Source organism: uncultured Brevundimonas sp., from assembly GCF_947305955.1.
Classification (GTDB): Bacteria; Pseudomonadota; Alphaproteobacteria; order Caulobacterales; family Caulobacteraceae; genus Brevundimonas.
The window spans coordinates 56,361-82,304 of sequence record NZ_CAMZFB010000001.1 but is presented as its reverse complement, the minus strand read 5'-3'; the positions used below and the strand labels follow the sequence as shown (position 1 = coordinate 82,304).

General features: G+C 63.2%; 26 protein-coding genes. 19 read left to right on the top strand and 7 right to left on the bottom strand.

What is annotated here, in order from left to right; translation table 11 throughout:
• Window positions 1-14: 14 nt before the first annotated feature.
• Window positions 15-524 (bottom strand): HAD family hydrolase, encoded by a 510-nt coding sequence (locus Q0Y42_RS00405; RefSeq protein ID WP_297798973.1) that lies wholly within the window; start codon window positions 522-524, stop codon window positions 15-17.
• Between the two features lie 208 nt (window positions 525-732).
• Here Q0Y42_RS00405 and Q0Y42_RS00400 point away from each other — a divergent pair, with 208 nt between their 5' ends.
• Together Q0Y42_RS00400 and Q0Y42_RS00395 are read left to right on the top strand one after the other, a co-directional pair.
• Window positions 733-1,893 carry a DegT/DnrJ/EryC1/StrS aminotransferase family protein gene (locus tag Q0Y42_RS00400; RefSeq protein ID WP_297799052.1) on the top strand — a complete coding sequence of 387 codons (1,161 nt, stop codon included), beginning with the start codon at window positions 733-735 and terminating at the stop codon, window positions 1,891-1,893.
• A 6-nt stretch (window positions 1,894-1,899) separates the two neighbouring features.
• Window positions 1,900-2,820: a Gfo/Idh/MocA family oxidoreductase gene (locus Q0Y42_RS00395; RefSeq protein WP_297798971.1), complete on the top strand. Its 921-nt coding sequence runs from the start codon at window positions 1,900-1,902 to the stop codon at window positions 2,818-2,820.
• Between the two features lie 197 nt (window positions 2,821-3,017).
• Here Q0Y42_RS00395 and Q0Y42_RS00390 read toward each other — a convergent pair whose 3' ends face one another.
• The 3 genes from Q0Y42_RS00390 to Q0Y42_RS00380 all read right to left on the bottom strand — a co-directional run bounded on the left by Q0Y42_RS00390 (window position 3,018) and on the right by Q0Y42_RS00380 (window position 5,537).
• A complete protein-coding gene (locus Q0Y42_RS00390) occupies window positions 3,018-3,917 on the bottom strand; it encodes a sulfurtransferase (protein ID WP_297798969.1) in 900 nt (299 codons plus the stop codon).
• 100 nt (window positions 3,918-4,017) lie between these two features.
• Window positions 4,018-4,491, bottom strand: a complete 474-nt coding sequence (locus Q0Y42_RS00385; RefSeq protein ID WP_297798968.1) for a MaoC family dehydratase — start codon at window positions 4,489-4,491, stop codon at window positions 4,018-4,020.
• A gap of 68 nt (window positions 4,492-4,559) precedes the next feature.
• Complete coding sequence (locus tag Q0Y42_RS00380) at window positions 4,560-5,537, bottom strand: threonine/serine dehydratase (protein WP_297798966.1); 978 nt, start codon at window positions 5,535-5,537, stop codon at window positions 4,560-4,562.
• A 46-nt stretch (window positions 5,538-5,583) separates the two neighbouring features.
• On the opposite strand from Q0Y42_RS00380, the gene glpK reads away from it, so the two are divergent.
• The 4 genes from glpK (at window position 5,584) to Q0Y42_RS00360 (ending at window position 9,592) form a co-directional block, all read left to right on the top strand.
• Window positions 5,584-7,089 carry a glycerol kinase GlpK gene (glpK, locus tag Q0Y42_RS00375; protein WP_297798964.1) on the top strand — a complete coding sequence of 502 codons (1,506 nt, stop codon included), beginning with the start codon at window positions 5,584-5,586 and terminating at the stop codon, window positions 7,087-7,089.
• 25 nt (window positions 7,090-7,114) lie between these two features.
• Window positions 7,115-8,188 carry a phosphotransferase family protein gene (locus tag Q0Y42_RS00370; RefSeq protein ID WP_297798962.1) on the top strand — a complete coding sequence of 358 codons (1,074 nt, stop codon included), beginning with the start codon at window positions 7,115-7,117 and terminating at the stop codon, window positions 8,186-8,188.
• 93 nt (window positions 8,189-8,281) lie between these two features.
• Window positions 8,282-8,752, top strand: coding sequence for an Rrf2 family transcriptional regulator (locus tag Q0Y42_RS00365; protein ID WP_297798960.1), 471 nt, complete (start codon window positions 8,282-8,284; stop codon window positions 8,750-8,752).
• Between the two features lie 36 nt (window positions 8,753-8,788).
• Complete coding sequence (locus Q0Y42_RS00360; RefSeq protein ID WP_297798956.1) at window positions 8,789-9,592, top strand: SDR family oxidoreductase; 804 nt, start codon at window positions 8,789-8,791, stop codon at window positions 9,590-9,592.
• Between the two features lie 45 nt (window positions 9,593-9,637).
• On the opposite strand, the gene Q0Y42_RS00355 is transcribed toward Q0Y42_RS00360, so the two are convergent.
• Window positions 9,638-10,333 carry a MarC family protein gene (locus Q0Y42_RS00355; RefSeq protein ID WP_297798954.1) on the bottom strand — a complete coding sequence of 232 codons (696 nt, stop codon included), beginning with the start codon at window positions 10,331-10,333 and terminating at the stop codon, window positions 9,638-9,640.
• Between the two features lie 100 nt (window positions 10,334-10,433).
• On the opposite strand from Q0Y42_RS00355, the gene pyrF reads away from it, so the two are divergent.
• Window positions 10,434-11,168: an orotidine-5'-phosphate decarboxylase gene (pyrF, locus tag Q0Y42_RS00350; protein WP_297798952.1), complete on the top strand. Its 735-nt coding sequence runs from the start codon at window positions 10,434-10,436 to the stop codon at window positions 11,166-11,168.
• Window positions 11,169-11,260: 92 nt separating this feature from the next.
• Here the strand turns inward: pyrF and Q0Y42_RS00345 are convergent, their stop codons facing one another.
• Window positions 11,261-11,446, bottom strand: a complete 186-nt coding sequence (locus Q0Y42_RS00345; protein ID WP_297799050.1) for a DUF1674 domain-containing protein — start codon at window positions 11,444-11,446, stop codon at window positions 11,261-11,263.
• 188 nt (window positions 11,447-11,634) lie between these two features.
• Here Q0Y42_RS00345 and htpX point away from each other — a divergent pair, with 188 nt between their 5' ends.
• Entirely contained in the window at window positions 11,635-12,612 is a 978-nt protein-coding gene (gene htpX / locus Q0Y42_RS00340; RefSeq protein WP_297798950.1) for a zinc metalloprotease HtpX, read from the top strand.
• 56 nt (window positions 12,613-12,668) lie between these two features.
• Window positions 12,669-13,400, top strand: a complete 732-nt coding sequence (gene trmB / locus Q0Y42_RS00335; protein WP_297798947.1) for a tRNA (guanosine(46)-N7)-methyltransferase TrmB — start codon at window positions 12,669-12,671, stop codon at window positions 13,398-13,400.
• On the opposite strand, the gene Q0Y42_RS00330 is transcribed toward trmB, so the two are convergent.
• On the bottom strand, window positions 13,387-13,920 hold the full coding sequence (locus Q0Y42_RS00330) for a biotin transporter BioY (protein WP_297798945.1): 534 nt from the start codon (window positions 13,918-13,920) through the stop codon (window positions 13,387-13,389). The genes trmB and Q0Y42_RS00330 overlap by 14 nt on opposite strands.
• A 166-nt stretch (window positions 13,921-14,086) precedes the next feature.
• Here Q0Y42_RS00330 and rimP point away from each other — a divergent pair, with 166 nt between their 5' ends.
• The 10 genes from rimP (at window position 14,087) to pnp (ending at window position 25,817) form a co-directional block, all read left to right on the top strand.
• Window positions 14,087-14,677 (top strand): ribosome maturation factor RimP, encoded by a 591-nt coding sequence (gene rimP, locus Q0Y42_RS00325; RefSeq protein WP_297798943.1) that lies wholly within the window; start codon window positions 14,087-14,089, stop codon window positions 14,675-14,677.
• On the top strand, window positions 14,677-16,398 hold the full coding sequence (nusA, locus tag Q0Y42_RS00320) for a transcription termination factor NusA (protein WP_297798942.1): 1,722 nt from the start codon (window positions 14,677-14,679) through the stop codon (window positions 16,396-16,398). Before rimP ends, nusA begins: the two co-directional genes overlap by 1 nt.
• A gap of 18 nt (window positions 16,399-16,416) precedes the next feature.
• The gene (locus Q0Y42_RS00315; protein WP_297798939.1) at window positions 16,417-17,091 is read left to right on the top strand and encodes an RNA-binding protein; all 675 of its coding nucleotides are present in this window, start codon (window positions 16,417-16,419) and stop codon (window positions 17,089-17,091) included.
• A 106-nt stretch (window positions 17,092-17,197) separates the two neighbouring features.
• The gene (infB, locus tag Q0Y42_RS00310; RefSeq protein ID WP_297798937.1) at window positions 17,198-20,170 is read left to right on the top strand and encodes a translation initiation factor IF-2; all 2,973 of its coding nucleotides are present in this window, start codon (window positions 17,198-17,200) and stop codon (window positions 20,168-20,170) included.
• Window positions 20,171-20,288: 118 nt separating this feature from the next.
• Window positions 20,289-20,816 (top strand): hypothetical protein, encoded by a 528-nt coding sequence (locus Q0Y42_RS00305; protein ID WP_297798935.1) that lies wholly within the window; start codon window positions 20,289-20,291, stop codon window positions 20,814-20,816.
• 3 nt (window positions 20,817-20,819) lie between these two features.
• Entirely contained in the window at window positions 20,820-21,515 is a 696-nt protein-coding gene (locus tag Q0Y42_RS00300; protein ID WP_297798933.1) for a DUF2459 domain-containing protein, read from the top strand.
• A gap of 72 nt (window positions 21,516-21,587) precedes the next feature.
• Window positions 21,588-22,040, top strand: coding sequence for a 30S ribosome-binding factor RbfA (rbfA, locus tag Q0Y42_RS00295; protein ID WP_292054887.1), 453 nt, complete (start codon window positions 21,588-21,590; stop codon window positions 22,038-22,040).
• Window positions 22,040-22,972, top strand: coding sequence for a tRNA pseudouridine(55) synthase TruB (gene truB, locus Q0Y42_RS00290; protein WP_297798928.1), 933 nt, complete (start codon window positions 22,040-22,042; stop codon window positions 22,970-22,972). Before rbfA ends, truB begins: the two co-directional genes overlap by 1 nt.
• An 89-nt stretch (window positions 22,973-23,061) precedes the next feature.
• On the top strand, window positions 23,062-23,331 hold the full coding sequence (gene rpsO, locus Q0Y42_RS00285) for a 30S ribosomal protein S15 (RefSeq protein WP_292039642.1): 270 nt from the start codon (window positions 23,062-23,064) through the stop codon (window positions 23,329-23,331).
• Between the two features lie 257 nt (window positions 23,332-23,588).
• Window positions 23,589-25,817 (top strand): polyribonucleotide nucleotidyltransferase, encoded by a 2,229-nt coding sequence (gene pnp, locus Q0Y42_RS00280; RefSeq protein WP_297798922.1) that lies wholly within the window; start codon window positions 23,589-23,591, stop codon window positions 25,815-25,817.
• Window positions 25,818-25,944: the final 127 nt, after the last annotated feature.

Here is a 25,944-nt window from a genome sequence, read left to right as displayed (position 1 = left end):
TAGGGAAAAGTCGATCAGTCGCCGACTATGGTCGATACGAAGGTGTCTAGATTGCCGCCTTTGAACAAAAACCCTTTAACTCCAGCATTTTGGGCGGCCTCGATATCGGAGGTATTGTCTCCGATCATGATGGAACTTTCGTCGAGGCTGAGACCTAGGTCGCTGGCGGCGCGAAGCAGCATACCGGGGTTCGGTTTGCGGTCCGGATGGTCGGGGTGCAGGTATTTCGGATCGGCAGCGACCGAGTGATAGGGGCAGAAATAGATCGCATCGATCCTTGCCCCGCCCTTGGCCAGTTCTGCCAGCAGCAGTTCGTGGAAGGCGTGCATGGTGTCTTCATCGAAATAGCCGCGGGCGATACCCGACTGGTTGGTGACGATCACCGTCACAAAGCCCATGTCATTCAAACGCTTAACGGCGGCTGCCGCGCCATCCATCATCTGCAGCTGATCGGGGCGGTGCGGGTAGCCCACATCGTGGATCAGAACACCGTCGCGGTCGAGAAAGGCGGCTGGGCGGCTCATAATGGGGGTCACCATGCGAAAATTGGGCAGTCACCGCTTCATTACATCACGGCGCGCTGTTGTCGCGGGCGAATTGTTACGGGTTTCGTAGCATCCGGCAACGTGAAGTGACCCCGCCGCGTTTTGAACGGATGGCAGCATTTGCTAGACCGTCGCAAAAGTTTTGACGCGCCCCTCGGGTGCCGCCCCCGATCGTGTGGAGAGCGAAATCATGATCCCGTTTATTGACCTTCAAGCCCAACGTGTCCGTCTGGACGGCAAGATCGAAGCTGCTGTGGCCGAGGCCGTTGTCGGTGGTGCATGGGTCATGGGCCCGCAGGTCCGCCAGTTTGAAGCCGATCTGGCTGCCTTTGGTCAGGCCAAGCACGCGCTGGGCTGTGCCAATGGTACCGATGCACTGGCCCTGCCGCTGATGGCATGGGGCATTGGCGCGGGCGATGCCGTCTTCGTGCCCAGCTTCACCTTTGCCGCTACCGCCGAGGTCGTGCCGTGGTTCGGTGCCGAGCCGGTGTTTGTGGACGTCGATCCGGTGACCTACAACATGGACCCGGCCAAGCTGGCCGCCGCCATCGACGCCATCAAGGCCGAGGCTCGTCTGACCCCGCGCGTGGTCATCGCCGTGGACCTGTTCGGTCAACCGGCTGACTATCCGGCCATCAAGAAGATCGTTGACCAGCACGGTCTGAAATTCATTTCGGACTCGGCGCAGGGCTTTGGCTGCACCGTGGATGGCAAGCATCCGCTGAACTGGGCCGATGTCACCACCACCAGCTTCTTCCCGGCCAAGCCGCTGGGCTGCTACGGCGACGGCGGTGCGGTTCTGACCAATGACGATGAACTGGCCCAGCTGCTGGATTCGGTGCGCGTTCACGGCAAGGCCGTGGGTGTGGATCTCGAAGGTAAGACGTTCGACCACGATCCGAAATACCTGAACATGCGTATCGGCCGGAACAGCCGTCTGGACACCATTCAGGCCGCCGTCCTGATCGAAAAGCTGAAGGTCTTCGGTCAGGAGATCGAGTGGCGCAACCGTATCGCCGCCCGCTACAACGAGGGCCTGCGCGCCCACGTCGCCAAGGTGCCGGACGTTCCGGCCGGCAACATCTCCAACTGGGCGCAGTACACCATCGAGCATCCGAACCGCGACGCTCTGGCCGCCCACCTGAAGGAACAGGGCATCCCGACTGCCGTCTATTACCCGATCCCGCTGCACATGCAGCCGGCGTATGAAGCCTTCCCGCGCGGTGCCGGCGGTCTGCCGGAAACCGAGCGTCTGAAGGATGTGGTCATCAGCCTGCCGATGCACTCGGACCTGGACGAGGCCACTCAGGACAAGATCATCGCCGCTGTTGCTTCGTTCAAAGGCTAAACTTCAATGACCGCTCTGAAACTGGGTGTCGCCGGTGTCGGCGTCATGGGCCGCAACCACGCCCGCGTCGCCAATGACATGCGCGAGTTCGATCTGTCGGCTGTGTTCGATCCCGATGGCGTGACCGCCGAGGGTGTGGCCGCTGCCTATGAGGCCTCGGCCTTCACCGATCTGGACGCCTTTGCCGCCTCGGGTATCGACGCGGCTGTGGTCGCGACGCCGAACCGTTTCCACGCCGAAACGGCGGTGGCCCTGCTGGAGCGCGGCATCCACGTTCTGGTCGAAAAGCCGATCGCGCCGACGGTTGACGAGTCCCAGCGCATCATCGATGCCGCCCGCGCCAACAACCGCGTGCTGATGGTCGGCCATGTCGAACGTTTCAATCCGGCGGTCGAAACCGTCAAACGCGCCATTGCCGATGACGAGATCATCTCCATCCAGATCACCCGCGTGGGCCCGTTCCCGCCGCGTATGGGTGACGTCGGCGTGGTTATCGATCTGGCCGTGCACGACATCGATATCATCCGCCACCTGACCGGTTCGGAGATGAAGGATGTCCAATCGCTGCTGGGCCACACCCATGCCCTGCGCGAGGACTCGGCCCTGCTGCAGTTCCGTATGGAAAGCGGCACCATCGCTCACATCACCACCAACTGGGTGACGCCGTACAAGACCCGCACCCTGCAGGTCGCCACCAAGTCGCGCTTCGTCGTGGCCGATCTGATCACCCGCCAGGTCACCGAATATTTCGGCCAGCAGCCGGACGGTTCCTATTCGACCCGCATGCTGAACAGCTGGCCGAACGAGCCGCTGAAGAAGGAGCTGGAAGCCTTCGCCACGGCGATCGCCACGGGCGAAACCCCCGCCGTCACCGGCGAGGACGGCCTGCGCAACCTCGAAGTGGCCCTGCGCTGCCTCGCGGAATAAGCGACCAATCGGCATTCGATAACGAAAAGGGCGGCTCAAACAGAGCCGCCCTTTTTATATGCGCGGGATCGTATGCATTCCGATCAAGCGACCGACATTCTTTCGAATAGTCAGTGCCTTGGTTTCACGTGGAACATTAAGTCCGGCCTACTTCATCCAATAGGTGAGCAGGCGGCAAGGGTGCCTACGGGCGTACCTTATTCCTCCAGCGTCGCCATCGGGCGGCTGTCGTCGCTGGTCCATTCGACCATGGAGCCGTCATAGACCGCTGCATCGGAACGGCCCAGTTGGGCCAGTTGCAGGGCGGCGACCGTGGCGGCAATGCCGCCGCCGCAATAGAAGACGGGTTTCTTTGACGGATCGAGTGCGCCAACGGCCTCGAACAGGGGACGGATGTCCTCGGGCTTGCGATAGCCGCCGGTCACCGGATCAACCAGCGTGCCAAAGAAGAGGTTCTGGCTGGAGGGGATGTGGCCGCGTCGGGCATAGGGCTGGCGCTTTCCGGTAAAGGTGTCGCGGTCCAGCACATTGATCAGCACGGTGTCGGGATCGCCGATGGCCGCGGTGACCTGATCCACCGTCGCAAGCAGTTCGGGCTGGCGATGTGCGACGAAGGGCGCGGGCGGATAGGCGGCGATATCCTGCGTGACGGGGCGACCTTCGCGTTTCCAGCGGCCCAGACCTCCATCCAGCACCGACACCTTGGCATGGCCTTCCAGACGCAACTGCCACCAGAACCGCGAGGCCCAGAACTGGTAATATTCCTGACCCAGTGCGGCATCCATCTGGTCATAGACGACTACATGGGTGTCCGGACCGATGCCGAGCGCAGAGGCGGCTTGGGCAAAACGCTGAGACGGCGCGGCCGTGATGGGGAAGGGGGCATCCGGGTCCGCAAAGTCATCCATGACATCGGCAAAGACGGCACCGGGTATATGGCCGCGCGCAAACCCATCGCGGCCGGATTCCAAGGTGGGCGGACCGTCGTCATTCGGCAGCTTCAGGCGGGTGGTCGCATCCACGATGCGGATCGCCGGATCGCCAAGGCGGGCCTCCAGCCACTCTCCACTCACCACGTACGGAACGGTGTCGACCATGGGTCATCTCTCCAAACAAGCAGAGCCCTATGTCGGCGCGAGCAACGGGTCAGGCAATGCAACCGCAGGGAGATTATTTCTGCACTCGTGATCAGATTTTCTAAATCTGGTCGCGGACCATCTGCATGGACAGCCAGTCGGCGATCAGGGCGGGCTTGTTCTCGCCCTCGATCTCCACCGTGATCTCGTGGGTCAGAAGCCAGCGGGTGACACCGCCGTCTGAGCCCTTGTTTTCGGCATTCTTCAGAACAAAGCGACCGCGAACCCGCTTTCCGGCCCTGACGGGCGCGAGAAACCGCAAACGGTCAAAGCCATAGTTCACACCCATCACCACGCCATCGAGCGCTTTCACGGCGTCATAGCTCATGGCGGAGCCGAGGCTGAGCGTCAGGAAGCCGTGGGCGATGGTGCCGCCAAAGGGGGTGTGTTTGGCCATGTCGGGATCGACGTGGATGAACTGCTCGTCCTCCGTCAGCTTGGCAAAGGCGTCGATGCGATCCTGATCGATCTGGAACCAGCGGCTGACGCCGACCTCGGTCCCGACAAGCTGAGGCAAATCCTGTGCAGACGGCATGACGCGAAACCTCCCCTTATGATTTTGGGGAAGGTTTGCGTCTTACCGACCAAAACGCAAATTCGGCGTTATGCCGATTGGAAGCGGCCGTTGATGATCTCGGCGAACTGCTCGGGGTCCACATTGCCACCTGACAGGATGATGGCGGTGGTCTTGTCCTTGGCGTCGATCTTGCCGGAGAGCAGGGCCGCGAGGGACACCGCGCCACCCGGTTCGATCACCAGCTTCAGGTGTCGAAAGGCAAAGCGCATGGCCTCGGCCACCTCGGCATCCGACACGGCCAGGGCACCGGCCAGACGACGGTTGATCGGAAAGGTCAGCTCGCCCGGAATGGGGGCCATCAGCGCGTCGCAGATGGACGGCTTGCCTTGCGGGTGGGCGGTGCGCTCGCCCGCTTCCAGCGAGCGGCGGGTGTCGTCAAAGGCTTCCGGTTCGACGACATAGACGGCGGTCTGGGGGCTGCGTTCGGCCATGACCAGATTGATGCCGGCCATCAGCCCGCCGCCCGAGGCTCCGCACAGCAACTGGTCGATGGGGGTATCGGCATCGTCCAGAAGTTCCAGCGCGCAGGTGCCCTGACCCTCGATAATGTAGGGGTCGTCAAACGGTGGCACGAGGATGCTGCCGCGTTCCTCGGCGATGGCGGCACCGATGGCCTCGCGGCTCTCGGTCCAGCGGTCATAGAAGCGTACCTCGCCGCCGAAGCTGCGCACGCCCTCGACCTTCACCTTGGGGCTGTCGGACGGCATGACGATGATGGCGTGGGTGCCCGCCATCTTGGCGGCGGCGGCGACGCCCTGCGCGTGGTTACCTGACGAGAAGGCGACCACGCCGCGCTGGCGCTCGTCCTCGGTCAGTCGGCTGATGCGGTTATAGGCCCCGCGGAATTTGAAGGCGCCGGCGACCTGAAACGTCTCGGCCTTCATCAGCACCCGTCCGCCAATGGCGTCGTTCAGGGCAGGGTGCTCGATAAGGGGGGTGCGGACAATAGCGGGGGCGATCTGGCGGGCGGCGTCAACAACGCCGGTATAGCTCGGGGTGCGCATACTTTCCCCCTTAACGGGTAACTGTGACATCTGCATAGTTGGCACCATGAAACGTGATCTCATCCTGTCGATCGATCAGGGCACCACCTCGACACGCGCCATTGCCTTCGAGGTTTCGCCCGAAGGGGTGTTCTCGGTTCTGGCGCTCAGCCAGATCGAACTGGCCCAGCATTTCCCGCACTCGGGATGGGTCGAACATGATGCGGATGAGATCTGGCGCGCCACGCTTCAGACCTGTCGCGAGGTGATCAGAAAGGCAGGCAGCGTCGAGCGTTTCGCCGCTGTCGGCATCACCAACCAGCGCGAAACCTCGGTGATTTGGGACGCGGCCACGGGCCAGCCCCTGCACCGTGCCATCGTCTGGCAGGACCGCCGCACCGCCGAGCGGATGGACGAGCTGATCGCGGCGGGCCATGAGGTTGAGGTGCGCCGCCAGACGGGGCTGATCCTCGATCCCTATTTCTCGGCTTCCAAATACGCTTGGCTGCTGGATCAGGTTGAGAACGGTCGCGCGCGGGCGAGGGCGGGCGAGATCAAGCTCGGCACCATCGACAGCTGGTTGATGTGGAAGCTGACGGATGGCGCGTCCCACGTCACCGATGTGACCAATGCCGCCCGTACCAATCTGATGGCGCTGGAAACGCGCGAATGGTCGCCGTCATTGTGCGAACTGTTCGACGTGCCGATAGAGGCCCTACCCGAAATCAGGCCCAGCGACAGCCATTTCGGGGATTGCGCTCCGGCCCTTCTGGGTAAGGCCCTGCCGATCCATGGCGTGGCGGGTGACCAGCAGTCGGCCCTTGTCGGGCACGGCGCGCTGGAGGCGGGGGATGCCAAGATCACCTATGGCACGGGGGCCTTTCTAGTGGCCAATACGGGCGAGGCCATCGTCCGCTCAGACGCCCGCCTTCTGGGCACCATGGGCTGGGCTGCGGGGGGCAGGGTCCACTATGCGCTGGAAGGCTCGATCTTCTCGGCGGGCTCGGCGGTGCAGTGGCTGCGCGACGGGCTGAAGGCGATCACGGATTCCCGCCAGTCCGAGGCTGTGGCCCAGACGCTGAAGGACAATGGCGGCGTCTATCTGGTGCCCGGCTTTACCGGTCTTGGCGCGCCGTGGTGGGAGCCGGACGCCCGTGGCACGGTGATCGGTCTCAGCCGCGACAGCGGTCCGGCCCATCTGGTGCGAGCCGCGCTGGAGAGCCTTGCTTACCAGACCTATGACTTGCTCGAAGCGCTGCGCAAGGACGGGGCACCGCCGATGAAACGGCTGAAGGTGGATGGCGGGGTGACGGCCAATGCCTTCGTCATGCAGTTCATCGCCGACATTTGCGACATCGAGGTCGAGCGTCCGGCGTTTCAGGAAATGACGGCGCTGGGTGCCGCGCGGCTGGCGGCCTTCGGGTGCGGAATGACCGAGACCCTGTGGTCACCGCCTCAAACCGCTCCGGCCATCTGGAAGCCTGACATGGACAGTGACCAGCGGGCCCGATTGATCAAGGGATGGCGGCGGGCGGTCAGAGCGGCCATCGTGGCGGCCACCGACGAAGAATAGGCAAGAGTCTCAGGGGAGGGATGACATGACCGAGGCACTGGACGCCCAACAGGCTTTTTCCGGCACGCGCGAGGTGGATGCGCGCTATCGGCTGGACGAGGTATCGCTACAGGCGTGGCTGACGGCCAATGTCGAAGGGTTTGAAGGGCCTCTGGAGGTACGCCAGTTCAAGGGTGGCCAGTCCAACCCGACCTATGAGCTGAGGACGCCCTCGCGCGCCTATGTCCTGCGTCGCAAGCCGCCCGGCACCCTTCTGGCCAGCGCCCACGCGGTGGACCGCGAGTTTGCCGTGATCAGCGCCCTTTACCGTCAGGGTTTTCCGGTGGCGCGACCCTATGGGCTGTGTACCGACGACGGCATCATCGGCTCGATGTTCTATGTGATGGAAAAGGTCGAGGGCCGCATCTACTGGGACCTGAAACTGCCCGGCCTTACCCCCGAACAGAGACGCGATATCTGGTTCGCACAGGTCGATACGCTGGCCGAACTGCACCGTCTTGATCCGGTCGAGATCGGTCTGGCCGACTATGGAAAGCCCGGAAACTATTTCGCCCGTCAGGTAGGCCGCTGGACCAAACAGTATCGCGCCTCCGAGGGCGAACCGATCGTGGCCATGGACCGCCTGATCGACTTCCTGCCGCAGACCTTGCCCGCCGAGGGGCCAAGTCGCATCGTCCACGGCGACTGGCGGCTCGACAATATGATCCTGCATCCGACCGAGCCGCGCGTACAGGCGGTGCTGGACTGGGAGCTGTCGACGCTGGGCGATGCCATGGCCGATTTCTCCTATCTGCTGATTGCCTATGCCATTCCGCAAACCTTGCGAAACGGCCTTCTGGGTGCGGACCTAGAGGCCTTGGGCATCCCGTCAATCGACGAGTTGGCCGAGCGTTACGGTCAGGCATCAGGCCTTGGCAAGCCGGACAATCTGGACTGGCTACTGGCCTATAATCTGTTCCGTCTGGCCGCCATCTGTCAGGGCATTGCCGGGCGGGTCAGGGATGGCACCGCGGCCAGCGACCACGCCAGATCCATGGCCGCACAGGTTGGACCTTTGTCGGACGCGGCATGGAATTTTGCTGTAAAGGCAGGTGCTTAGTAAACCATCACACAAAAGAAACAGAATCTGGTGCAGATTGGTTTGTGAAACTGATCGGCAGACCCTACTTTAAGGGTCGGAGAGATATGACCCATGTCTGACAGCCAAAAATTCCCGGTCGCCGCCCACGCTCTGGCCTATCTGGCGCACAAGAATGCGTATGAGGCCAAGGATGCCGCGCCCAGTGCCGTGCTGGCCGCATCGGTTCCGACCAATCCGGTGGTGATCCGCCGGGTCACGGCCCTGCTGGCCAAGGCGGGCCTGATCGCCACCCGTCCGGGGGCCAGCGGTGGCTCGTGGCTGCTGCGCCGTCCCGAGACCATCCATCTGGACGAGGTCCTGCGGGCGGTGAACGGCTGCGCCCATCTGGGCTCCACGCCCGAAGGTGCCAAGGGCTGTCCGGTGGGCCAGCATATCCCGCGTCAGGTGGCTAAGGCCCTGACGGCTGCCGACACCGCCGCTGCCGAGGCTCTGGCCAAGATCACGATCGCCGACCTTCTGGCTGAGGATCCGGAATGTCTGCGCGGCTTGGCTCCGCACGCCTCCTGTCCGCAGGCGGCCTAAGATCACCGACATAGCATCCGCTTAGGGGAGGGACGGATGACGGCACGACGCACGATTGCCATTACAGGCGCATCGGCAGGGATTGGTGCGGCACTGGCACGCGTGTGCGCGGCCAAGGGCTATGACCTGATCCTGATCGCTCGCCGCGAGGCCCCGCTGAACGCTTTGGCTGCCGAGGTCGAGGGGGCGCACGGCATCAAGGCCCATGTGATCACGGCGGACCTTGCCGAACCGGATGCCTCGCAAAAACTGGTCGCTGCCGTCGCCGCAAAGGGCCTGACGGTTGATGGCCTGATCAACAATGCGGGCTTCAGCAACACCAAGGGATTTGTCACCACCCCGCCCGAGGCGCAGGCCGCCATGCTGCGTGTGATGCTGACCGTGCCGGTCGAACTGTCCCGTGCATGGATGCCGGGGATGCAAGAGCGCGGCTGGGGCCGCATCCTGAATGTGGCCTCGATGGCGGGTTTCCTTCAGGCCACCGGCGGTGACACGCTTTACGGCCCGATCAAGAGCTTCATGATCCGCTTCTCCCAAGGCCTCTGGATCGAGAACCGCGGCAAGGGCGTGCACGTCACCGCGCTTTGCCCCGGCTATACCTATACCGAGTTCCACGATGTGAACGGCTCACGCGATCAGGTGTCCAAGGCCTATCCGAAATGGATGTGGTTGAGCGCCGAGCGCGTGGCGCAGGAGGGCTGGGACGCGGTCGAGGCCGACAAACCGCGTATCATTCCGGGCAAGCGCTATCGGGTGCTGGCGACGATCAGCAAGCTGATGCCGGACCGGATCGGGCTGAACACCGCCGCCAAACACGCCAAGGCGCTGGAACGGATCTGAAATTGAAAACGGCGGCTTCCTTCGAAGCCGCCGTTTTTGTTTGGATCAGTTGCCGGAAGGGTAGGGCGTCGTCACGCCCGAACTGATCATGCCGGGCAGGGCCTCGCCCAGACCCATGAGAATGAACTGGATCGCCAGCGCACACAGGATCAGACCCAGCACGCGCACAATGATGGCCATGCCGACTTCACCGAGAATGCGGCTCAGCCAGCCCGTCATCGAGAAGCAGACGAAGGAGACGGCACAGGCGGCGGCGATGGCGACCATCGACCACGTCATGCCCATGGCCCCCAGCTTGGCGGCTTCACCCGCATTGATGATGACCGCCGAGATGGCCCCCGGGCCGATCATCAGCGGGATGGCGAACGGCACCACCAGACGCTGGAAGCGGCGGCGGGCATAGCCGCGCACATCACCCTTGTCGTGCATGTGGTCCTTGTCGGTGAAGGTGGCGAGGAAGTCCTCGCGCGCCATGTCCAGACCCAGGAACAGCAGCAGGATACCGCCCGCGATGCGGAAGGCAGCCAGCGAAATGCCGAAGAACTGCAGCAGGCCCAGACCCGTGAACAGGAAGAAGGCCAGGAAGGCCGCCGCAAACAGACAGATCAGGAAGGAGACCGAGACGCGCTGGCGCAGGGTCGCACCGATGGTCGCGGCCGCAAAAATCGGCAGGTTGCCGATAGGATCGAGCAACGCAAAGAGCGTCACGAAGAGGTTGACACCCAGTTCGCTGGCGTTCATCGCCTCATCTCACCATAAAAATCAGCCGCGCCGGTCGCAGCCCTTGATGTCATCCTATCAAGGCATATGCGCGCGGCTGCAACCCGCATAGAGCAGCAAAATGTCAAACCTCGCCTCGCCGGAGCTGGCCAACCGTCCGTTTGATCCCCGCGTGATCTGCGCGCTGGACGTGCCGACGGCGGACGAGGCGCGCGCCTTGGTCGAGCGCATCGGTGATGCCGTGGGCTTCTATAAGGTTGGGCTGCAACTGTTCGCCTCGGACGGGATGGCGCTGGCCCGCGAGCTGAAGGCTTCGGGCGCGCAAATCTTTCTCGACTGGAAACTGCACGACATTGGCGCGACGGTCGAAAAGGCGACGGCGGTGCTGGCTGGTTCGGGTTGTGACCTGCTGACTGTCCATGCCCGCCCGCAGGTGATGGCGGCGGCGGCGCGTGGTGCGGCTGGCTCCGACTTGAAGATTCTGGGCGTCACCGTTCTGACCAGCCTGACGGATGAGGACCTGATGGCCGATGATCACAGCCTTTCGGCGGCAGATCTGGTCGAACTGCGCGTGCGTCAGGCCATCGAGGCGGGCATCCACGGCGTGGTCTCCAGCCCGCACGAAGCCGCTCGCGTCCGCGAGATCGCGGCCGAGGCAGGCCGCGACGATTTCCTGATCGTGACACCGGGTGTGCGTCCGGCAGGGGCATCGCTGGATGATCAGGCCCGCGCCGCGACGCCATCGACGGCGTTGAAGGCGGGCGCGACCCATCTGGTTATCGGTCGCCCGATCACGGCTTCGGCCAATCCACGCGAGGCGGCGCAGGCCATCACCCAAGAGATCGCTCGGGTCTGATAGACATACAAAAACGGCGGCCCCAACCGGAGCCGCCGTTTTTTGATAGGAAGCCCGCCTGCGGCACAAGGTCGCGAGGCGCAGGCGCGATCTCAGAAATCGATCGCGATGCCCTTCTTTTCCCAGTCGCCGAAACGGGTCGGTTCCGGCCCCTTGCGGCCGCCGACCTCGGTCGGGCGATCCTGCGAGGCCAGATCGATAGCGCGGCGTTCCGCCGCTTCCAGCAAGGCGCGGCGGGCGGCATCGCTCAGCGGGCGCTCGGGCGTGGCGTGCGGCACGTCTTCGTTGAAGCGCGGCGCATCGGCTTGTGCGTCGTCGTGAACGTGGGTCGAGCAGCCATCCGAATGGCAGCCGCACGATGGGGTGGGATGTTCGGTCACAGGGGCACCGTCTTGAGAGCGGAGAGTTAGATGCTCAAATAGGGGATAAGGACGCTTGTGCCACCCACTTTGACGACTAAAGCCCAATGAATCATCTCAAGACCTTCGCACTACTGGCTGTGATGACCGCCCTGTTCATGGGGATCGGCTTCATGGTTGGTGGTACCAGCGGCATGGCCATCGCCTTTGTGGTGGCGGCGGGGATGAACCTGTTTTCCTATTGGAACGCCGACAAGATCGTCCTGAAGATGTACAAGGCCGAGGTGGTAGACGAGAGCCACCCCAATGCCGTGGTGCGCGCCTATGTGGCCGATACCAAGCAGATGGCGCTGGATGCGGGCATGCCCCTGCCCAAGATCACCATCATCCCTAACAACCAGCCGAACGCCTTTGCCACGGGCCGCAATCCCCAGAATGCAGCGGTGGCTGCGACGACCGGCCTGCTCGACATGCTGACCCGCGCCGAAATCCGCGGCGTGATGGCGCATGAGCTGGCCCACGTGAAAAACCGCGACACCCTGACCATGACCATCACGGCCACGGTCGCGGGCGCGATCTCGATGCTGGCCAACTTCGCCATGTTTTTTGGCGGCAGCGACGACCGCGAGCGTCCGGGCGGCATGATCGGCACCATCGCCCTGATGATCCTTGCCCCCATGGCAGCGGGTCTGGTGCAGATGGCCATCAGCCGCTCGCGTGAATACGAGGCTGACCGCGTCGGTGCCGAGATCGCGGGCGATCCGGATGCCCTCGCCAGCGCGCTTCAGAAAATCGAAGCCTATGCGCGTGGCAATATGAACCCGCAGGCCGAGCGCAATCCGGCTACGGCCCACATGTTCATCATCAACCCGCTGAACGGGAAGGGCGCGGACAACCTGTTCTCGACCCATCCGGCGACCCACAACCGCGTGCGCGCCCTGATGGAACTGGCGATGAAGATGGGCCGCTCCCCGCGCAATGCCCCGCAGGGCTTTGCCTCGACCAGCGTTCCGACCACGCCGTCGGCCCCGTCCACCAGCGTGCCTACGACACCACAGGACGCGCCTCGCGGGCCGTGGGGCTGAGGCTTAGGCCTTCCTACACTTTGCGTGTGCGCGCTTAATCGGCTAGGGGCGCGCACATGACTGATACGCCCGACACCCCCGAAAACAACAACGACCGTCCCGACTGGGCCAAGCCCAACGGTCCGCTGCGCTCGTTCGGACGCATCAAGTCGCGCCCGATCAAGAACCGTCAGGCCGCACTGTTTGACACTCTGATGCCGCAGATCGCCGTGCCGGATCCCAAGCTGGGCCCGATCGATCCCAAGGCGATGATGCCGGATGCCAAGGCTGTCTGGCTGGAAATCGGTTTCGGTGGCGGCGAGCATCTGGCCCATCAGGCGGCGCAAAACCCCGACACCCTGATGATCGGCTGCGAGCCCTTCCTGAACGGCGTGGCCTCGGCCCTGCGTCACGTGGAGGAGGGCGATCTGAAGAACGTCCGCCTGCACGCCGATGACGCCCGCGCAGTCATGTCGGCCCTGCCGGAAGCCTCGCTGGATCGCGTGATGATCCTTTTCCCCGATCCGTGGCACAAGGCCCGCCACAATAAGCGCCGCTTCCTGCAGGACGAAACGGCTCAGGAGATCACCCGCCTGCTGAAGCCGGGCGGCATGGTGCGTTTCGTCACCGACTGGTTCGACTATGCCGAATGGACGCTGGAGCGCCTGCTTCGCACCGAGGGGCTGGAGCGTATCGAGACGGAAGGGCAGGACTGGTTCGTGCCGCCGTCGGATCACTTCGTGACCCGCTACGAGGAAAAGAAGCTGGGCGACACCGACCCGATCTTCATCCAGTTCAAGCGCGTCTGAACCGCCGCCACGCGGACCAGACCAGCCAGCACAGCAGCGATTTCACGCCCCCACCGATCAGGAAGGGCGTGAAGCCGCCGCTGACGGCATCGCCAACCGGTATCTTGGTCGTCAGCCACGCGGTGCCGACGCCCAGCAGCAAAAGATGAAGCCCGAACAGGGCACCGACCATCAGGGCGGGATGAATGCCGGAAGCGCGTTTTTCGGCGTGTTCTGACAACAGTCCGGCCATAAAGGCGGCGAACGGAAAGGCATAGATATATCCGGCCGTCGGTCCGGTGAACGGACCCAGTCCCGAAGCGCCCTCGGCCAGAACGGGCAGGCCCACCATCGCCGCCAGCAGGTAGAGCACAACTGCCAACAAGCCGTCGCGGGACCCCAGAACCAGCCCCGCCAACAAAATGGCAAAGGACTGCATGGTCATGGGGACGGGGTGCATCGGCACATCGATCTGGGCCCCTGCGGTGGTCAGCAGGGCAAAACCGATAATGGCCAACAGGCGTGTCAGAAATTGCTTCATTACAGCGCTGAAGCACGACGTTACGTGAGGCTGCAAGTGTTTAAGGGCTGACAAGAGGGCGGGTTTGCCCTATATGAGCCTCCACATCGTTAGGCCGACGTCCAACGACGTCGTTTCCAGCGGCGGTCCGGACGGTCCGTCGCTTTTGTTTTTCCGGAGGTTCCGCGTGCGGGCCAAAACCGCAGAAGACCGTGCTCTTCTCGAGATGATCGACCCTATCGCCGACAGCCAGGGGCTGGCGGTGGTACGCGTGCGCCTGATGGGCGGCACTCTGCGTCGTCGTCTGCAGATCATGGCCGAACGCAAGGCAGACCACGACATCTCGGTCGAGGAATGCGCCCGTCTGTCGCGTGCCGTTTCCGAAGTTTTTGACGCCGCCGATCCGATCGCCGGCGAATACCTGCTGGAAGTTTCCTCGCCGGGTATCGACCGTCCGCTGACCCGTCTGTCGGACTTCGACCTGTTCGAAGGCTATGAGGCCCGCCTTGAAACCGACCGTATGGTCGAGGGCCGCAAGCGCTTCAAAGGTATTCTGGCCGGTACCGAAGGCGAGGACATCGCCATCGACCTCGACGGCGAGGAAGACACCGCCCTTATCCCGTTCGCCTGGCTGGCCGATGCCAAGCTGGTGCTGACCGACGAATTGCTCAAGCGTGGCGCATCCCTGCGTGCCGCCCGTGGCGAGCCAGAAGATGACGGCCTGCCGGAAGGCGCGCCGGATACCGAAAACCCTGACCTGTCCAAGGACGAAGCCTGATGGCCGTGACCGGAATTTCCGCAAACCGTCTGGAACTGCTCTCGATCGCCGACGCTGTCGCGCGTGAAAAGAACATCGACCGCGAGATCGTGATCGACGCGATCGAGGAAGCGATCCAGAAAGGCGCCAAGTCGCGCTATGGCGCGCACCACGACATCCGCGCCAAGATCGACCACAAGACCGGTGAGCTTTCGCTGACCCGTCACACCACCATCGTGGCCGACGACTGGCAGCCGGAAGACGAGCTGGAAGAGTTCAACGACAGCGCCATGGTGCGCCTGCGTGACGCCTCCAAGCGCGATCCGGAAGCCTTTGTCGGCAAGGAATACATCGAGGTCCTGCCGCCGTTCGAGTTCGGCCGTGTTCAGACCCAGATGGCCCGTCAGGTCGTGACCGGCAAGGTCCGCGAAGCCGAGCGCGCCAACCAGTACGAAGAGTTCAAGGACCGCGTCGGCGAAATCGTCAACGGCACGGTCAAGCGTGTCGAATACGGCAACACCATCGTGGATCTAGGCCGTGGCGAAGGCATCATGCGCCGCGACCAGTCGATCCCGCGCGAAGTGTTCAACATCGGCGACCGCATCCGCACCTACATCTACGACGTCCGTCCCGAGGCCAAGGGCCCTCAGGTCATGCTGTCGCGCGCCCATCCGGGCTTCATGGCCAAGCTGTTTTCGCAGGAAGTGCCGGAAGTCTATGACGGCGTGATCGAAATCCGCGCCGCCGCCCGCGACGCCGGCTCGCGCGCCAAGATGGCCGTGCTGTCGAACGACAGCTCGATCGATCCGGTCGGTGCCTGCGTGGGTATGCGCGGTTCGCGCGTTCAGGCCGTTGTGGCTGAACTGCAAGGCGAGAAGATCGACATCATCCCGTGGGTTGATGACGAGCCGACCTTCATCGTGAACGCTCTGGCTCCGGCTGAAGTGTCCAAGGTGGTTCTGGATGAAGACGCCGACCGCGTTGAAGTCGTGGTTCCGGACGATCAACTGTCGCTGGCCATCGGCCGTCGCGGCCAGAACGTGCGTCTGGCCTCGCAACTGACCGGCTGGCAGATCGACATCATCACCGAGACCCAGGACTCGGAACGTCGCCAGAAGGAATTCGCTGAGCGCACCGCCCTGTTCCAGGAAGCTCTGGACGTTGACGAAACCATCGCCCAGCTGCTGGTGACCGAAGGCTTCGCCACCGTGGAAGACCTCGCCTATGTCGAGGCTTACGAAGTGGCCGAGATCGAAGGCTTCGACGAGGAAACCGCAGACGAGCTGCAAACCCGCGCCCGCGAGTATCTGGAGCGTCAGGCCACCGAACTGGACAACAAGCGCAAGGCGCTGGGTGTCGAGGACGGCGTCCTGGAAGTTCCGGGCATCACCCCGCAGATGGCTGTTGCCCTCGGCGAAGGTGGCGTGAAGACCGTGGAAGACCTGGCTGATCTGGCCACCGACGAAATCCGTGGCGGTGTTGAAATCCGCGGCGGCGAGCGTGTGAAGGTTGCCGGTGTTCTGGAAAGCTTCAACCTGTCGCAGGAAGCTGCCGAACTGCTGATCCTGCAAGCCCGTGTGGCTGCTGGCTGGATCGACGCTTCGGAACTGCCGCAGGTCGAGCCGGAATACGAAGAAGAGATCGAAGGCGAAGAAGCCTTTGACGGTGAATACGACCTCGCCGAAGGCGAAGTTGAAGCCGGTGAGCCGCAAGGCGACACCGACGAACCCCAAGACGCGTGATGAGGACCGCTGCTGTTCATGACTGTTTCCGAGGTGCTGATCGATAGAGAGCGTCAGGATCTGGTGTCCCGCCAGGTTCTCGATGAGTCTCGTCTGATCCGCTTCGTTGCTGGTCCGGACAGCGCGGTTTATCCCGACTTGGCGCGCAAACTGCCCGGTCGCGGCCTTTGGGTCGCGGCCGATCGCGCCTCCATCGATGCGGCAGTAAAGAAGAATATGTTCGCGCGGGCCGCCAAGGCCCCGCTGAAACCGGCAGCCGATCTGTCGGATATGGTCGAAAACCTGCTGAAAAAGCGCTGTTTGGACCTATTGGGCCTTGCCCGACGCGAAGGCGTACTTATCTCTGGCTTTGAAAAATCCGCAGCGGCTATCCGCAGTGGCAAGGTAGCCTGGATGCTGGAAGCGTCCGATGGCTCGGCCGATGGCCGCAACAAGCTGATAGCCCTTGCGAGACATGTGTCTCCGGCGCCGAAATTATGCGGCGCGTTCTCTGCGGATGAATTGAGTTTGGCCCTTGGGCTGGAAAATGCGATACACGCCGTCCTGCTGAAAGGCGGACGTGCCGAGAGTTGGACCCGAGAGGTCGAACGTTTGGCAGGTTTTCGGACTCTCCAGCCTCAGGATTGGCGCCAGGTGGAACCGGGCGACTGCCACGAGGATTTTCAGAATCTTGGTTCTGAAGGAGAGCCCTAAAGGGTTTGGTGGGTGCGGGCCGGTCTTCTGCAAGAAGGCGGGGCCGCATTCGTGTATGGGTATGAAAGACGAAGGCGGAATTCTCCGCCACAAGTAAAGCGACCGGATGAGCGACGAAAACGACAAAACCAACGACGGCAAGACCCCTGGCAATGCGCCTTCGCAAGGTGGCGCACGCGCCCCGCTGACTTTGAAGCCGCGGGCTGCAGGCTCGGTCTCGACCGGAACGGTGAAGCAAAGCTTCAGCCATGGCCGATCGAAGACGGTTGTTGTCGAAACCAAGCGCCGTCCAGGCGCTGGCGGCGGCCATCAACGCCCGCAGGGCTTTGATGTAGCCCGTCCGCGCCAAGACGGCGGCGCTCCGCGCTCGTCGGCTCCGCGTGGCCAGTCTTCGCAAGGCGGCCTGTCCGCTGAGGAGATGGAAGCCCGTCGCCGCGCTATCGCTGCCGCGACCGCCGCTGCGGCTGAACGCGAGCGCAAGCAGGCTGCCGAAAAGGCTGCGGCTGAAAAGGCTGCGGCTGAACGCGCTGCTGCTGCCGCCGCCGCTGCCGAGGCCGCCAAGGCCGAAGCTGCCAAGGCTGCTGCCGCTCCCAAGGTAGAGGCTCCCAAGCCCGTTGAAGCGCCCAAGCCGGTCGAAGCCCCCAAGGGTGCTCCGGTCGAGGCTGCCAAGCCGGCTGAAGCGCCCAAGGCTGCCGAGGCTCCCAAGCCCGCGCCGAAGCTGCGCCCGCAAGTCAACTTTGGCCAGCGCGCACCGAAGGCTCCGTCCGGCCGTGCTCCGGCACAGGGCGGTCTGGGTGGCCGCTCGGCTCGTGAACAGGCTCTGGGCGGCAATGACCGTCCGCAAGGCGATCGCCCGCAAGGCAACCGCCCGCAAGGTGGCCGTCCGCAAGGTCAGGGCCGTACCGAGGGTGGTGATCGTCCGGCCCGTCCGGCTCAAACCGTTCGTTATTCGGCTCTGAACCCGCGTCCGGCTCCGGGTGCGGCCAAGGGCCCGCGTACCGGTCCGGGTGCCCGTCCGGCTCCGAACCAACCGCCGGCACAGCCGGAAGTCGCCCGTCCGGCCCGTTCCGCTGGCGGTGGCTTCAGCCGTCCGGACCGTGGGGACGACCGCGAGAAGCGCTTCGGTGAAAACGCTCCGGGCAAGGCTGTCAGCCGTACCCGTGGCGAGCCCAAGCGTCGCGAAGGCCGTCTGACCATTCACTCAGTCGCTGGTGATGATGCCGGTGCCGAACGCATGCGCTCGCTGGCCTCGGTCCGCCGTGCCCGCGAACGTGAAAAAGAAAAGCGTAAAGGTTCGTCGACCGACGCACCGAACCGTCCGCGCGAAGTCGTCATTCCTGACGTCATCACCGTGGGTGAACTGTCGAACCGTATGGCTGTCCGTGGTGTCGACATCATCAAATTCCTGATGCGTCAGGGCCTGATGATGAAGATCAACGACGTCATCGATTCCGATACCGCCGAACTGGTGGCCTCGGAATACGGCATGACCGTCAAGCGCGTGTCTGACTCCGACGTTGAAGAGGGCTTCCTGTCGCAAGCCGATGACAGCGATGCTACCGAAGCCCGTGCTCCGGTCGTCGCCATCATGGGTCACGTCGACCACGGCAAGACCTCGCTGCTGGACGCCCTGCGTACGACCGACGTCGCCGCTGGCGAAGCCGGTGGCATCACCCAGCACATCGGTGCCTATCAGGTTCGTCTGGAAGATGGTCAGCGCATCACCTTCCTCGACACCCCGGGCCACGCCGCCTTCTCGGCCATGCGTGCTCGCGGTGCGAACGTCACGGACATCGTGGTTCTGGTGGTGGCTGCCGACGACGGCGTCATGCCGCAGACCGTCGAAGCCATCCAGCACGCCAAGGCCGCCAACTCGCCGATCATCGTGGCTGTCAACAAGATCGACAAGCCGGGCGCTGATCCGCAGAAGGTCATCAACGAGCTGCTGCAACACGAGATCGTGGCCGAAGCCTACGGCGGTGACACCATGGTGGTGGAACTGTCGGCCAAGGAAAAGACCAACCTCAAGGGTCTGACCGACGCCATCCTGCTGCAAGCCGAAGTTCTCGAACTGCGCGCCAATCCGGACCGTTCGGCCGAAGGCGTCGTCATCGAAGCCCAGCTCGACAAGGGCCGTGGTGCCGTGGCGACCGTTCTGGTCAAGCGCGGTACGCTGAAGCGCGGCGAGATCGTCGTGGCCGGCTCGGCATGGGGTAAGGTCCGTGCCCTGCTGAACGAACGCAACGAGCAACTGACCGAAGCCGGTCCGTCGCTGCCGGTCGAAATCCTCGGCCTGTCGGAAGCTCCGACGCCGGGTGATGCGTTCGCCGTGGTGGAATCCGAAGCCCGCGCCCGCGAGCTGGTGGAATACCGTCAGCGCAAGAAGCGCGAGAAGTCGCAAGTGTCGGGTGGCGCTCTGTCGCTGGCCGATATGATGGCCAAGCTCGGCTCGAAGAAGATCAGCGAACTGCCGGTCCTCATCAAGTCGGACGTGCAGGGTACCGCCGAAGCCATCGCCGCTTCGCTGGAGAAGATGGGCAACGACGAAGTTCGTGCGCGCATCGTGGCCCACGCTGCCGGTGGTATCACCGAAAGCGACGTCAACCTGGCCAAGTCGGCTGGCGCTCCGATCCTCGGCTTCAACGTCCGTGCCTCCAAGCAGGCCCGCGATCTGGCCGAGCGTGAAGGCGTCGAGATCCGCTACTACTCGATCATCTACGACCTGCTGGATGACATTAAGGGCGTGCTGTCGGGCATGCTGGCACCGATCCAACGCGAAACCTTCCTGGGTAACGCCAAGGTGCTGCAAGCCTTCGACATCACCAAGGTCGGCCGCATCGCCGGCTGCCGTGTCACCGAAGGCGTGGTCCGCAAGGGCGCTCGCGTCCGTATCATCCGCGACGACGTGGTGGTGCTGGAACTGGGCGTGCTCAACACGCTCAAGCGCTTCAAGGACGAAGTCAACGAAGTCCCGTCGGGTCAGGAATGCGGCATGCAGTTCGCCGGCTTCCAGGACATCAAGGAAGGCGACTTCATCGAATGCTTCACCGTGGAAGAGATCAAGCGCACCCTCGACTAGGGTGCGGTTGTTCCACAGTGAACAGGATCAAAGGGCGCGGTATCGAAAGGTACCGCGCCTTTTTCTTTGGGTTGCATGACAAAGATCGCTCCCCCAGATTGCAGCGGGGGGCCAGATCATGGGGAAGTCCTGGATGCGTTTTCGATACGGCCTTGGCGCTGTGGTTTTGATGATTTCGGGCCTGTCGACGCCCGCCCTGGCCGACACGCGTTTCTACGCCTTTGACGCTGCGGATCGTACGACCCAGTCCCTGACGCGCGGCATTACGCTTGAGGTCGAGCGGGGCCTGTTCGGTGCCACGCGCGTGCGCGGCCTGTTCTCCACCTCGGCCCGTGGCTCGGCCAGTTTCCGCACCGCATCCCCGTCAGGGATCGCCGAGGCATTGCCGTCCGAGGCGAGGGGCGGCGACATCTATGCCATCCTGCCCGAGGGTGACGGGCCTGCCCTGTCGCGCGCCCTGTGTCCGGGATCGACCGAGGCGTGGTTTGTGGTGGGCCGTGTCCGCTCGGGGCGTCCGGTCACCATGCACGCTGTCGGCATCTGGCCTGACGGCAAATATCGCCACTGCGTGGCGTTGAACTATCGCTATCGGGGCGAGTGGGCCAGCCTGCCCAATGCCTCGGGCGAGATGCCTTCGGACCGCTAGGACATGTGGCGCGGCCTGATCCTGATTGGCGTGATGGTGATGGCCGCATTGGCGGGTTGGTGGAGCGCTGACTGGAAAGCCGCGCCCGAACGGGGCGCGCCAGTAGCGACCCTTTATCTCTTGGACAACGGTTTTCACACCGATCTGGCCGTGCCGCGCCATGTGCTGATGGCCTATGACGACGCCCTGTCAGAGGCCGTGGCCCAAAGCGGTGAAGGCGACTGGTTTCTGGTCGGGTGGGGCGACAGCCGCTTCTATCGCGAACAGGGACCGGTGCGGGACCGCATCCCCGACGGACTTCGCGCCCTGTTTACGCCGGGCGGATCACCCGCCGTGGTCAGGCTTATTCCGGTCAGAACGCAGCCGGATAAACCCTTTCCCTATGAGGGCGTGGCCTTCACCCTTGATCAGGCGGGCATAGAGGGCGTCCGTCAGCGACTGTTGCAGACCCTTTCCAGTACGGCCTCAGGTGATCCGATCGCCGCTGACGGACTGGCTGATGATGTGCCCTATGAAGCGACCTTCTGGGCCTCGGGTGAGCGGTTCTCGGTCGCCCATGTCTGTAACCACTGGATGGCGCAGGTGCTTTATGCGGGCGGCATTAGCGTCCCCGTTGGCCGCGCCTTGCGCTCGCAGTCTCTGACCGATGCGATCGAGCGCTATAACGAGGGTCGAACTGGACTTGAGCGTCCACAATGACTAGACCCCGCCCTTCGCGTTCATCAGCCGGCGTCCGATCCCCGGCGGCGCGAGAAGAAGGAGGCAGGTCAAATGGCCCGCAAACAACACACCCGCAACGCCACCGGCCCGCAAGGTCCCAGCCAGCGCCAGCTGCGCGCGGGCGAGCTGATCCGTCACGCTCTGGTCGATGTGCTGCGTGAAAACGAAATCCACGACGAGGCCCTGATGGGCGTCTCGCTGACCGTGACCGAAGTCCGCATGAGCCCGGACCTGCGTCACGCGACCGTCTTTGTCGAGCCGCTGGGCGCGGGCGTTACGACCGCCGACACCAACGGTCTGGAAGAAGACGTCGAGAAGGCTCTGAACGAGCATTCCAAGTTTGTGCGCGGCCTGCTGGGTCGTCGCATCGACATGAAATACACGCCGGAACTGCGTTTCCTGCACGACAAGAGCTTCAATGCCGCCGGTTATATGGACGCCCTGTTCAATGATCCGCGCATTCAGGCCGACCTGAAGGCCAAAGACGAGCCGCAGGAAGACTGATGGCCCGTCGCAAGAAGGGCGAGATCGTCAACGGCTGGATCTGCCTCGACAAGCCTTATGAGATGGGCTCGACCGAGGCTGTGACCAAGGTTCGCCGTCTGTTCAACGCCCAGAAGGCAGGCCATGCGGGTACGCTCGATCCGCTGGCCTCCGGCATCCTGCCTATCGCGCTGGGCGAGGCGACCAAGACCGTGCCGTTCATGATGGACGCGCAGAAAATCTACCGCTTCGTCATCCACTGGGGCATCTCCACCGATAGTATCGACCGCGAGGGTACGATCATCGGACGCTCGGATGTGCGCCCGACGGTGGAACAGGTCAAAGCCGCCCTGCCGCAGTTCGTTGGTACGATCGATCAGGTTCCGCCTGCCTTTTCGGCCATCCGTGTCAATGGCGAGCGCGCTTATGATCTGGCGCGCGAAGGCGTTGAAGTGGAACTGAAATCCCGTCGCGTGACGATCCACGAGGCCGCCGTGACCGACGCGCCCGATGCCGACCACGTCGAAATCACCATGCGTACGGGCAAGGGCGTCTATGTCCGGTCGCTGGCGCGAGATCTTGCCGCCGTTCTCGGTGCCGAAGGGCATGTTTCTGTCCTTAGACGCGAGATGGTGGGGCCGTTTAACGTACAGAACGCCGTCACACTGGATTTTCTCGAGGATTTGGCGCATAAGGGCACCGCCTCTGAAGGCCTTCTGCCTGTGGCGACCGCTCTGGACGACATCCCGGATCTGGCCGTGACGGAACAGGAAGCCCTCTCTCTGAGACAGGGACGACCCATCGTTCTTCTGCCGAAGCAGGTTGAACAGCTCCAAAGCCGGCTAGGTTCGGACGAGGGGACTGTCGCAATCTACTCCGACGGGACGCTGGTTTGCCTCTGCAATCTCAAGGCCGGACGGCTAGCGCCGGACCGCGTATTTAACCTCACCTGAGAACAGACCCTGTCTCGTTTTCAGGTTGTCTAGCGCCCTCATACAGCGAGCCTCCGCGAGGCGAGCGATAGGGCAAGAAAGGACATACGATGTCGATTACGGCTGCCCGTAAAGCTGAAGTCATTGCTGAAAACGCTCGCTCGCAAGGCGACACCGGTTCGGCTGAAGTTCAAGTTGCAATCCTCTCGGAGCGCATTGCCAACCTGACCGAGCACTTCAAGACCCACAAGAAAGACAACCACTCGCGTCGCGGCCTGCTGAAGCTGGTTTCGCAACGTCGTCGTCTTCTTGACCACCTGAACAAGGTGGACAGCGCTCGTTACCAAGCGCTGATCGCCAAGCTGGGCCTGCGTCGCTAAGGCGCCCCGGTTGCGGATCGGATGAATTTCCACGAGGCGCGGGCGGTCACGTCCGCGCCTCGTTCCGCACCTAGTATGCACGTTTCCCGGCGCCGTGGGATGCAACGGCGCAACCGACGCGAGGGCCGCGAGAAATGGTCCTCTTCACCGATCTGACGGCAGAGGGCTGTCAGGTTATCGGGGACTGAAGGACTGAACGACCTGACGCTCCGCACACCCCCGACGGGAATACGCCCGCGGGAGACGAAAGAAGAAAAATGTTCGATATCAAACGCAAGACGATCGAGTGGGCGGGTCGCCCGCTGACGCTGGAAACCGGTCGCATCGCCCGTCAGGCTGACGGCGCTGTGCTGGCCACCTACGGTGAAACCGTTGTTCTGGCCACCGTCGTCTACGGTCGTGCACCGAAGCCGGGAATGGACTTCTTCCCGCTGACCGTGAACTACCAGGAAAAGACTTTCGCAGCCGGCAAGATCCCGGGTGGCTACTTCAAGCGTGAAGGCCGTCCGACCGAGAAGGAGACGCTGGTTTCGCGTCTGATCGACCGTCCGATCCGCCCGCTGTTCGTCAAGGGCTTCAAGAACGAGACGCAAGTCATCGTTACCGTCCTGCAGCACGATCTGGAAAACGATCCGGACATCCTGTCGATGGTTGCCGCTTCGGCTGCCCTGACCCTGTCGGGCGTTCCGTTCATGGGCCCGATCGGTGGCGCCCGCGTCGGCATGATCGACGGCGAGCTGGTGCTGAACCCGACCATCGCCCAGATGGAAGAGTCGGCTCTGGATCTGGTCGTCGCCGGTACGGCTGACGCCCTGATGATGGTCGAATCCGAAGCCAAGGAGCTTTCGGAAGAGAAGATGCTCGAAGCCCTGATGTTTGCCCACAAGGGCATGCAGCCGGTCATCGACGCCATCATCGATCTGGCCGAGCACGCCGCCAAGGAGCCGTTCGACTTCCAGGCTGAAGACCACTCGGACGTCGTCGCTTCGATCAAGAAGCTGGTCGGCGAAGAGATCAAGGCTGCCTACAAGCTGCCGGGCAAGTACGACCGCCGTTCGGGCGTCGATGCTGCCAAGCAAAAGGCTGCCGAAGCTCTGGTGAAGACCGACGAGAATCCGGACGGCGTTGACTCGTCGAAATTCTCGGCCGCCTTCAAGGAATGCGAAGCCGAAGTCCTGCGCCGCGACATCATCGAGAACGGCCACCGCGTTGACGGCCGTGCCCTCGACAAGGTCCGTCCGATCGTTTCGGAAGTCGGCGTCCTGCCGCGCACTCACGGTTCGGCCCTGTTCACCCGCGGTGAAACCCAGGCTCTGGTCGTTGCGACCCTGGGCACCGGCGAAGACGAGCAGTACATCGACAGCCTGACCGGCACCTACAAAGAAAACTTCCTGCTGCACTACAACTTCCCGCCGTACTCGGTCGGTGAAGCTGGCCGCATGGGCTCGCCGGGTCGCCGCGAAATCGGTCACGGCAAGCTGGCATGGCGCGCCATCCGTCCGATGCTGCCGTCGAAGGAAGACTTCCCGTACACCATACGCCTGGTGTCGGAGATCACCGAGTCGAACGGCTCGTCCTCGATGGCTACCGTCTGCGGTTCGTCGCTGGCCCTGATGGACGCTGGCGTTCCGCTGATCCGTCCGGTGTCGGGTATCGCCATGGGTCTGATCCTGGAGCCGTCGGGCGAGTTCGCCATCCTGTCGGACATCCTGGGTGACGAAGACCACCTGGGCGACATGGACTTCAAGGTCGCCGGTACCTCGGAAGGCATCACCTCGCTGCAGATGGACATCAAGGTCCCGGGCATCACCGAGGAGATCATGAAGCAGGCTCTGGCTCAGGCTCACGCCGGCCGCAGCCACATCCTCGGCGAAATGTCGAAGGCCATGGACGCTCCGCGCACCGAGCTGGGCGAGTTCGCTCCGAAGATCGAGTCGATCAAGATCGCTGTCGACAAGATCCGCGAAGTCATCGGTTCGGGCGGCAAGGTCATCCGCGAAATCGTGGAAAAGACCGGCGCCAAGATCGACATCGCTGACGACGGCACGATCAAGATCGCTGCCAACGAGCAGGAAAAGATCGACGCGGCCCGCGACTGGATCAACTCCATCGCTGCCGAGCCGGAAGTGGGCACCATCTACACCGGTAAGGTTGTGAAGGTTGTCGACTTCGGTGCCTTCGTGAACTTCTTCGGTGCCCGTGACGGTCTGGTCCACGTGTCGCAGATGGCTCTGGAACGCGTCGCCAATCCGGCGGACGTCGTTTCGGAAGGCCAAGAGGTCAAGGTCAAATTCCTGGGCTTCGACGATCGCGGCAAGACCAAGCTGTCGATGAAGGTTGTTGACCAAGCCACCGGCGAGGACATCACCGACAAGATCAACGCCGAGCGTGCCGAACGTGGCGAGCCGCCGCTTTCGGAAGACACCGGTGGTCGTTCGAAGCGTGAAGGTGGCGACCGTGGCGGTCGTCGTCCGCGCCGCGACTAAGAGTTGATCTTTTGATCAAAAAGAACCCCGTCGGACTTCGTCCGGCGGGGTTTTTTGATCGAGCGACAAAAGGCTTTGCCTTCTGTCGGGTGCTACGTTCGCGACGCGGTCACTCACTCTTGAGCGC

Coding starts and splice junctions, on each gene's coding strand:
- Q0Y42_RS00405 (WP_297798973.1), bottom strand. CDS start 524: ATGAGCCGCCCAGCCGCCTTTCTCGACCGCGACGGTGTTCTGATCCAC.
- Q0Y42_RS00395 (WP_297798971.1), top strand. CDS start 1,900: ATGACCGCTCTGAAACTGGGTGTCGCCGGTGTCGGCGTCATGGGCCGC.
- Q0Y42_RS00390 (WP_297798969.1), bottom strand. CDS start 3,917: ATGGTCGACACCGTTCCGTACGTGGTGAGTGGAGAGTGGCTGGAGGCC.
- Q0Y42_RS00385 (WP_297798968.1), bottom strand. CDS start 4,491: ATGCCGTCTGCACAGGATTTGCCTCAGCTTGTCGGGACCGAGGTCGGC.
- Q0Y42_RS00380 (WP_297798966.1), bottom strand. CDS start 5,537: ATGCGCACCCCGAGCTATACCGGCGTTGTTGACGCCGCCCGCCAGATC.
- glpK (WP_297798964.1), top strand. CDS start 5,584: ATGAAACGTGATCTCATCCTGTCGATCGATCAGGGCACCACCTCGACA.
- Q0Y42_RS00370 (WP_297798962.1), top strand. CDS start 7,115: ATGACCGAGGCACTGGACGCCCAACAGGCTTTTTCCGGCACGCGCGAG.
- Q0Y42_RS00365 (WP_297798960.1), top strand. CDS start 8,282: ATGTCTGACAGCCAAAAATTCCCGGTCGCCGCCCACGCTCTGGCCTAT.
- Q0Y42_RS00360 (WP_297798956.1), top strand. CDS start 8,789: ATGACGGCACGACGCACGATTGCCATTACAGGCGCATCGGCAGGGATT.
- Q0Y42_RS00355 (WP_297798954.1), bottom strand. CDS start 10,333: ATGAACGCCAGCGAACTGGGTGTCAACCTCTTCGTGACGCTCTTTGCG.
- pyrF (WP_297798952.1), top strand. CDS start 10,434: ATGTCAAACCTCGCCTCGCCGGAGCTGGCCAACCGTCCGTTTGATCCC.
- htpX (WP_297798950.1), top strand. CDS start 11,635: ATGAATCATCTCAAGACCTTCGCACTACTGGCTGTGATGACCGCCCTG.
- trmB (WP_297798947.1), top strand. CDS start 12,669: ATGACTGATACGCCCGACACCCCCGAAAACAACAACGACCGTCCCGAC.
- Q0Y42_RS00330 (WP_297798945.1), bottom strand. CDS start 13,920: ATGAAGCAATTTCTGACACGCCTGTTGGCCATTATCGGTTTTGCCCTG.
- nusA (WP_297798942.1), top strand. CDS start 14,677: ATGGCCGTGACCGGAATTTCCGCAAACCGTCTGGAACTGCTCTCGATC.
- Q0Y42_RS00315 (WP_297798939.1), top strand. CDS start 16,417: ATGACTGTTTCCGAGGTGCTGATCGATAGAGAGCGTCAGGATCTGGTG.
- infB (WP_297798937.1), top strand. CDS start 17,198: ATGAGCGACGAAAACGACAAAACCAACGACGGCAAGACCCCTGGCAAT.
- Q0Y42_RS00305 (WP_297798935.1), top strand. CDS start 20,289: ATGGGGAAGTCCTGGATGCGTTTTCGATACGGCCTTGGCGCTGTGGTT.
- Q0Y42_RS00300 (WP_297798933.1), top strand. CDS start 20,820: ATGTGGCGCGGCCTGATCCTGATTGGCGTGATGGTGATGGCCGCATTG.
- rbfA (WP_292054887.1), top strand. CDS start 21,588: ATGGCCCGCAAACAACACACCCGCAACGCCACCGGCCCGCAAGGTCCC.
- truB (WP_297798928.1), top strand. CDS start 22,040: ATGGCCCGTCGCAAGAAGGGCGAGATCGTCAACGGCTGGATCTGCCTC.
- rpsO (WP_292039642.1), top strand. CDS start 23,062: ATGTCGATTACGGCTGCCCGTAAAGCTGAAGTCATTGCTGAAAACGCT.
- pnp (WP_297798922.1), top strand. CDS start 23,589: ATGTTCGATATCAAACGCAAGACGATCGAGTGGGCGGGTCGCCCGCTG.